7 protein-coding genes are annotated in these 7,878 nt (G+C 30.4%); all 7 read right to left on the bottom strand.

The features are described from left to right. Positions 1-91: 91 nt before the first annotated feature. Complete coding sequence (locus tag HMPREF2794_RS11165) at positions 92-898, bottom strand: hypothetical protein (RefSeq protein ID WP_032855765.1); 807 nt, start codon at positions 896-898, stop codon at positions 92-94. Between the two features lie 369 nt (positions 899-1,267). Beyond that, positions 1,268-1,546: a hypothetical protein gene (locus tag HMPREF2794_RS11160; protein ID WP_070751528.1), complete on the bottom strand. Its 279-nt coding sequence runs from the start codon at positions 1,544-1,546 to the stop codon at positions 1,268-1,270. Positions 1,547-1,855: 309 nt separating this feature from the next. Next, positions 1,856-2,110: a hypothetical protein gene (locus tag HMPREF2794_RS11155; protein WP_008777313.1), complete on the bottom strand. Its 255-nt coding sequence runs from the start codon at positions 2,108-2,110 to the stop codon at positions 1,856-1,858. 13 nt (positions 2,111-2,123) lie between these two features. Further along, positions 2,124-2,504, bottom strand: a complete 381-nt coding sequence (locus tag HMPREF2794_RS11150; protein ID WP_061447991.1) for a hypothetical protein — start codon at positions 2,502-2,504, stop codon at positions 2,124-2,126. Then, the gene (locus tag HMPREF2794_RS11145) at positions 2,491-4,947 is read right to left on the bottom strand and encodes a hypothetical protein (RefSeq protein ID WP_070751527.1); all 2,457 of its coding nucleotides are present in this window, start codon (positions 4,945-4,947) and stop codon (positions 2,491-2,493) included. Before HMPREF2794_RS11145 ends, HMPREF2794_RS11150 begins: the two co-directional genes overlap by 14 nt. Positions 4,948-4,955: 8 nt before the next feature. Continuing rightward, entirely contained in the window at positions 4,956-5,621 is a 666-nt protein-coding gene (locus HMPREF2794_RS11140) for a hypothetical protein (protein WP_371490374.1), read from the bottom strand. Positions 5,622-5,678: 57 nt separating this feature from the next. After that, positions 5,679-7,676: a leucine-rich repeat domain-containing protein gene (locus HMPREF2794_RS11135; protein WP_168166602.1), complete on the bottom strand. Its 1,998-nt coding sequence runs from the start codon at positions 7,674-7,676 to the stop codon at positions 5,679-5,681. Between the last annotated feature and the right edge of the window lie 202 nt (positions 7,677-7,878).

Here is a 7,878-nt window from a genome sequence, read left to right as displayed (position 1 = left end):
AAAAAGCCGATTACCATTTCTGATAATCGGCTATGAAATATGCACTTTTAAACTTTGGTTACATAACCTATGGTTTTAAGTGATTAAACTTTTATTTACCTAACTCTTTATTTATTGCATCCTTCAAAAAGCTTTTTACATTTTCCTCTCCAGTTATCCCTTCAATTCTTTGTATGGTAGTTTCTGAAATTTTGGACAATGCTTCACAAACAGGCTTGTAACCCATTTCGCTTGATAAGTCTATGACGACATTAATAGCATAGTTCTTAGCAACAAATTTATCTGTAAAATTAGACATAGCATCCAAAAAAGTTCTAGCTCTTTCAAAGTTATACTCTATATTTACAGTTTCACCTTTCATTAGCTTACTTAATTTTTTTGAGGTAAACTTGTGCTTATCCCAACATAAAATAAGACTAATTGTACTAATCGGAAATCCTCTTAAAGATAAGGAGTTTGCAAATTGCAAAAGTTCATTCTCTGGCTTAGCCAGAGTAGCACCAGCAATATAATCCTCACCTTTCCACTTTTCTACTTCGACATTAGCTTCTGCTAACAACTCTTTTGTTGAAGCTTTAGCATAGCTTTCAAAAAGATATATTTCTTCATCAGAAACACTTTTCTCTATTGCTGCTGAATATCTATGTTGCCCGTCAACAATAACAATATATTTGTCAGCTTCTTCACTAGGAATAGGCTTTCCGTCACTTGTCATTAATGAGCAACCGTCTTTAACAGCTTTTGTGCCTTTGACATACATCAATGGTACAAGAATACCATATTTATCAATAGATGCAGTCTTAGACTTTACATTTTTATTAGACACTTGTCTGTTTCCTTGAATGAAACAAACGTTAATACTAGCATTCTTAATATCTTTTAATGTAGATATATTCATGAAAATATTGTTTTTAATAAAAAATAGACGTTGTGTCTCTGTCTTAAAAAGGTTACAGGTCACGAGTTACCCCAATGGATAACATTTAAAGTGCTTTTGACACAATAAAGCGTTGCTGCTAGTGACCTTTTTAAGTTAAGCATTTCAAAGAGCGCATATTTCGGGGTGCAAAATTACATATTATTTACAATATAACAAGACTAAGGATAAAAAAACAGCAAATGAATTTCTTCAAATGCTGTTTTACTCAATATTTACTAATAATTCATTTGTTTATTATTATATCATACCAATCTTTTAGTCTTATTGGTTCATTTAAAATAGCTTACTCAACTCCTCCAAAGTACAAGGAGTGCCTTTTCGTATTTATCATTTTTCATAATGCATAAAATAAGGATATTCTTGCATTAATAATATGATTAACATAGGTTCTTCCCATTCAATATCTAAAATTCCTTCTTGATACCATTTCCATACATTTTTACCCGATTTATCATTTTTCCAAACTTCCATATTGAATTTGAATTCTGGAATAACTCCCTCTAATACGAGTTCTTTATATAGTATATTCATTGCCTCCATATTTCGGTTATAGGAGTATTGCCTTAATATTCTATATAGTATTTTATAATTAATGTTTTCTTTCATTTATCATTCTCCTTATTGTTTAAAGTCCCCACTCCAATAGGTAAAATAGTCTTGTATATATCTTTATTATTCCAATCTGGTGGTTGTAATTTACTAGTATCGCCTTTTTATAAATCTTAGAAAATAATCATATCTTTGCATAGATAATCATAAACATAGCCCCTCGCAAACATTATGAGATAATTAATAGTCCACGAGATTAATTAGTTATTCACGGTTCTAGCGGGAACTGGATTACTTTTATTTCTACAAAGTTACTAATTTTTAATAAGTTAACCCAATGATATGTGTTAAAATTAGTTACCACGCTTAATTGTTTAATATCTTTGTAAGCTCTTTTAAATTATGTTCTAAAACCTTCCTATTGGCAATAACCCCAACCTCATTAACTATTATTGCATCTAACTCCGCATTATCTGGATTATCTGCTAAATACTTGTACTCTTCTATCATATCCCAATTTAAATGTGGGACAGTTAATATAAACGAGACTTCTTTATTTATCCCAAGTGAGCAAGCTGCATCATAGGGATGCTTTGATGTTATATAAATCCATTTGTTCATATTTATTCATTTCTTATATTCTTGGAAAGTCATCTATTATTGGTCCTCCATCTTCTTTTGGAATCTCCTGAGACCATTCTTGTAATATTTCTCCATTGATAATTTTGATGCCTTCTATATGAAAATTATCTTTGTCATAACTATAATTTTCTACTTTATGAAGCAGATTAAAGAACTCATCCGATTTAGAGATGTCTCTATGTTTTATAAAAAAGTAGTGTGGAAGAGGTATAGTAACTTCGCACCATTTATCTATATTTTCTCTGAAAGAAGCTATAGATTTCGGGCACTTATTATCACAGTACTCTAATAACCAACTTGCCAATATAAGTAAGTCTTCTTTATTTATACTTGGATTCTTTTTTAAGATTATGTCAATTTCATTCATAGCCATTTACCATAGTGTTAATGATAGGAATACCTAATGTAGATATTCCCCATATCTTGTCAGATAAATTATTTTTAAGAGAATTGTAAGACGATATATTATTTCTACTGTATATAGAAGATATAAGCTGTAATCTGACATCATTTAGTATATCAGCATCAGTAATTTGAAATATATCCTCTGACACTGGATTGTTAATTATTTTTCCGTCAAAACTTCTATCTACAGATTTCTTGTATTTCTCAAACGGAATCCTACTAAAATAAGCTTTAATTTCTGTAGGCTTAGAGAAATAATTATAAATTTGCTTTTCTATCTGCGGATAATCAGCGGGATTATTCATATCTAATCCTCTAATTTGCTTTACATAATCAACTATCTGTTTCTTATCCTTCGCTTCTTTAATCCATTTATGAAATGGAAGTTTATCGTTTGGATTTAATAATTTATTTAAATAATCAGTACTCATGAAATAACTCATGGCTCTATCTATACCATGACTATTTTCGTGAGCAACAGGCTCCAAATCTATTATTGTTTCTCCAGGTTTTAAGTTATAAACATTCTCCTGGTGCTTAAATGGAACTCCACCTAAAGACGGCTCAACATCATCTGCAACTTTATTAACTGCATTAAAATTTTTGTCAGGCTGACCTAATTTAGTCTTTATTCCGTTCTTAATAAATTCATCTACTGCGTCTCTGTAAGACGGAGCGACCTTATTAATTCTATCAGCCACAGTCTTATTTTGTAAGTAGAGTCGATATAAATTCTCCTCTTCTTTTATCCTATTCATAATCTGATTATAATTATCGAAATTTATCTTACTATGTATATTGATGTCGTTGAGACTACCATATTTTTGATGTCTTGTAGAGCTGCTCTTTCCAAATCTAATATTGGGATTAACCATTCCACCAACAAAGCCACCTATCAAAGCTCCTTTATTCCCTGCTATTTTATTACCGATGCCAGCTCCAACTAGTGAACCTGCCATAGATGTTGCAGTAGCAACAGGATTAGCAACACCTATTCCAGTTGCAAAGGTACTCATTGCTGCTGACTTATTAAAGTCAAACATGGTACTAGCATTATCTTTAGTAATTCTAGTATTGGTAAATGGTGCAGACCAGTTCCAAGTATGCTGATTACCATAAAGTTTATCATTCTTAGCTTTATCAGCTTTGATTTGCCTAGATACTTCTTTCTCCCATTCACTTCTATTATCTTGACTTATTTCAGAATAAGTTGGAGTATATTGTTGCTTTATAGGCTCTTGAATTTGAGGTCTATAATCTTTAATGGCATCTCTCCTCTGAATCCCACTAGAAGGGTTCTGATACTTCAATATCCCACCTCTCTTTAAGTACTTATTGAGAGATAAAGTTCCATTCAAATTTCTTCTGTAAGAATCTTTATCTGCACTATAATTATATCCTCCAGAATTATTTCCATGTAATCTATCTATAAAGTCATTAGTATCTTTAGCATCTAGAGCTTTATATCTATCATTCAGTACTTTTACTTTATAATTAGCATAGTCTTTTAGATTATCAAAGTCTATATAATCAAATCCGTCTTTGTATCTGCTCTTCTTATATTTGGGAGCTATCGAATCACCTGGATGTTTAATTCCACTTAAGTTAAACCCTCTTTCACCTCTAGGGTCTAATCCATAATTACTTTCCAATGCTGCTTGCCTTACTAAATTATTAAGATTAGTAATGGGCAATCCATTTTCTTCCAATGCTTCTTTAAAAATAGGAGTCATTACACTTGCAAATTCTTCAAACTTATTCTCTGTACTCCCGAATTTATGGGAATAATCTAGAGAAGACTTCTTTCCTTCTAATAGCTTATTGATAAAAGGATTAACACTTCCAGATAAGAATGAAGTTGCAACACTAGGAGCATATTCTTTAGCAACATCTACAACATTAATAGGTTCCTTAGGTTCTTCTTTAGGAAGAAAACTCTTAACTTTATTAATAGCTTGAGTTACTATTCCGTCTTGTGCTTTAATAATACCGCCATTCTCTAACTGTTCACTTTGAGTAGGTGTAGTTTCTGGTTTAGGTTTATTAGATTTATATCTACTCCAATCAAAGCCAATTAGTTCTTCATTATGAGCATCTGATTTCTCTTGTCTAAATCGTCTTAATATTCTGGCTTTTAACTCTCCTGCATTTTGCAGCTTTGGAATCTTCATTCCTACTTGAGCTTTAGCTATTTGATTATAGACGTTAGATAATGCTTTCTTATAATTGGGGTCAGTTGCATATCCACCTTTAACTACTCTATCAATAAAGTCTCCAGTGAAGGCATTATATCTTTTATTATTTAATAATGATACATGATAATTAGCATAATCATCTATATCTTTAAAGTCTCTAAAACTGTCATTTATATAGACACCAATGAAAGATATATCTTCAATTCGTAACACCATTGTTTTTATTACTTATTTATTGAGATATATTTGAATATATTGGGTAAAAGCTTCTCTACCTCTTTTCTTCTTGAATCTGTATATTGCAACTTCATTGTTACAATAACCTCACGTTCATAAGCCTTTTTACAAATAGCTTTACTATAAAAACATCTACCACCCTTAGTATTGCCTTCAATGATATAACTATGTTCTGTAATATCTTTCTTGACAATTCTATTGCCTTGTTCTATTTCTGTATCAATCATTATATCAAACCATTCATGAAGCGAATAATCATCTTTAAAAACATCGAAGTAAGTAGCATATACATTCAAACAGATTGTACTATCTTCATTTACGAAATGATTGCCATTACTTAAATCTGATTCTTCTCCATGCGTAAAGCTAGAGGGATATACCAAAAAATAATCAAAAGTCCTATTCCAATAAAACCTTGTATCATTATATTGGTATATCCTATTTCTGTAATCAATCAGTTTCACACCTTTTACTCCTAATACAGAATCTACCCATTGCAAATGCTTAGCTTCTGATATATCCAAAGTAGGATGATTATCATATATAGATAGGCTGTCAATAGTAGCTTGTGTATTACTATCCTTTTTACTAGTACAAGATAGTAATAAAACTAACACCCACATACTATATATAAATTGCAAGATATAGTTCATAATATTCAATATTGTATAATTACTATTCCAAAGCTAGAACTCTTATTTTTAGGGAAATTATGATATTAGTTTTATTATATTTTGAGCCGTTTTATATAGGGCAATATCGGTAGCAATACTATATTCATAATTTACTGTTTCATGCCAAATTTTTAAAGCAATAAGAGCGCCCATTTTTGTTAAGAGTTGCTTGAAACCAAATAAGGTGTTTGGTGTCATTGCAACTATTTTAAAATCAGCAGCATTTGGTGCAACTCCTCTTAGTTTTGATAATTCGCATAAAATCTTTAAATTAGAAGTCTTTTTTATTTTGTCATATAAATTGTCATATTGCATTTCTCCTCTTTGATAAACAAATTCGTTTTTACATTTATCGAAAAAAGTATCAAACATGGATACTGACAATTGCTTATTCGTAATAGGTTGTTGCAAAAATTGTATTTCTTCTTTTATAAAGTGTTTCCATTGTTCATTTTCCTTATATGCTTTAAGGCAGCAAGATTTTGTATGTAATTCGCAGTCTTGTAGATTTATCCCATCAAATGTTGTAACATGTACATAGGGTGGTTTGAGTGCCAAACAGTATATTTCTACTAAATTACAACAATTAGCAAAGGCTTTTTCTCCTATAACTTTTACATTCTCTCCAATTTTTATATACTTGAGACTAGAGCAATCTTTAAATACATTTTTTTCAATTTCTTTTATCTGATTTGTCAATTCAAAACGAAATAATCTTTCACAAGAACAAAAAGCTCCTTCATGGATAAATTCAAGACTATTAGACATTTCTACCTCGTATAAATTATTACATAATGCGAAGCTGTATCTATCTATTTCGATAACGGAACTAGGTAATGATATTTTTTCTAATTTGATACATCCAGAAAAAGAAGATATTCCAATTCGACGTAAATTCTTTCCTAATTTTATATGAGATAAATTCTGGCAACACTCAAATGCAGATGCACCTATTTCAACCACTCCTCCAATATCTACAGTTTCTAAATATTCACATTCTGCAAAAGCACTTTTACCAATTGTTTTTGTTACAGACGGAATCATAACACTTTCTATTTTATTGTTCTGATAAAAAATGTAGTCAGGAACAGACTCAACATCTTTAAATATGACAGAAAAACGCTCATTCTCTTTGTTAAAATAGAGGAAATAGTCATCATAGTTAATACGATTTAGATTAGGACATTCGGAATAAAAAGCAAATGATGCTTTACCATGCAATCTTATTTCTTTTAATTTAGGACAAGAATAAATTCCCCCAAATTCATTAGTAAATACAGTATCATATATGTCTAAATATTCTAGTTGTTCCAGTTTATAAAGATATACATTCGAAGGTGTATAAGAGTTGAAGACAGCATTTACAGGTATATATAAAGAGGTAATATAAAGACACTCAGACAAAGCGTCAGAATCAATTCGGGTTACTCCTGAAGGAATAATATATACACCTTTTTTGGCGAATGGAACAGAAATCAATCTCGTTTGACTTTTGTTAAATAGAACACCGTCTTTTGAGGAGAAGTGCCTATTATTTTCTGATACTATGAACTCTTCAAGTTGCCTACAACCATTAAAAGGAGAATAACATTGGTCATTCCAACTTCCACCATCACAATAAAAATCATCAACGTTAAAAATATCAGTAACATACTCGGAAATAACAATAGATTTCAGATAAGTGCAATAGCAAAAAGCAGCATCACCAATATGAGTAATATTTCTAGGCAATATTATAGACAATAAATTGCAACATCCCGAAAACATATAATCTCCAATTTCATTTTCACATGTTTCTAGGTCTATTTCATAATGATAAATATAGCTCCCACCTCCATTAAGTATACTAGTATTTAATAAATCTAGATGTACTCGATTATGTTGAGGTGATGATAGAATTTTTCGTAAATATCTTATATCATCTCCGTTTAAGTAACCTGATAATTGTAAGTATTGAATCTCTTTTATTGTAGTATTACCCAATAACTCTTTTAGAGTGCCTGCGTTTTGTATATTAATAGATAATTGTTCCATTAGCATTTTGTTAATTAACGAGATTATATACTTTGCAAATATATTAATATAAATTCAATATACTCAAAAAATATCGTGATAAAAAAAGCTAATTATAAATACCATTTGACTACATTAAAGTATAGACATTTATAAATCCATGGTAGTGGAAAAATTCAAGACCACCCGTATAAAAACTAAATCTCTGAATTTTTCCACCCCA

Source organism: Bacteroides sp. HMSC067B03, assembly GCF_001811315.1.
In the GTDB taxonomy this organism is placed as follows: domain Bacteria; phylum Bacteroidota; class Bacteroidia; order Bacteroidales; family Bacteroidaceae; genus Bacteroides; species Bacteroides faecis.
The sequence above is the reverse complement of the archived record's forward strand: the minus strand, read 5'-3'. Positions and strand labels throughout refer to the sequence as shown.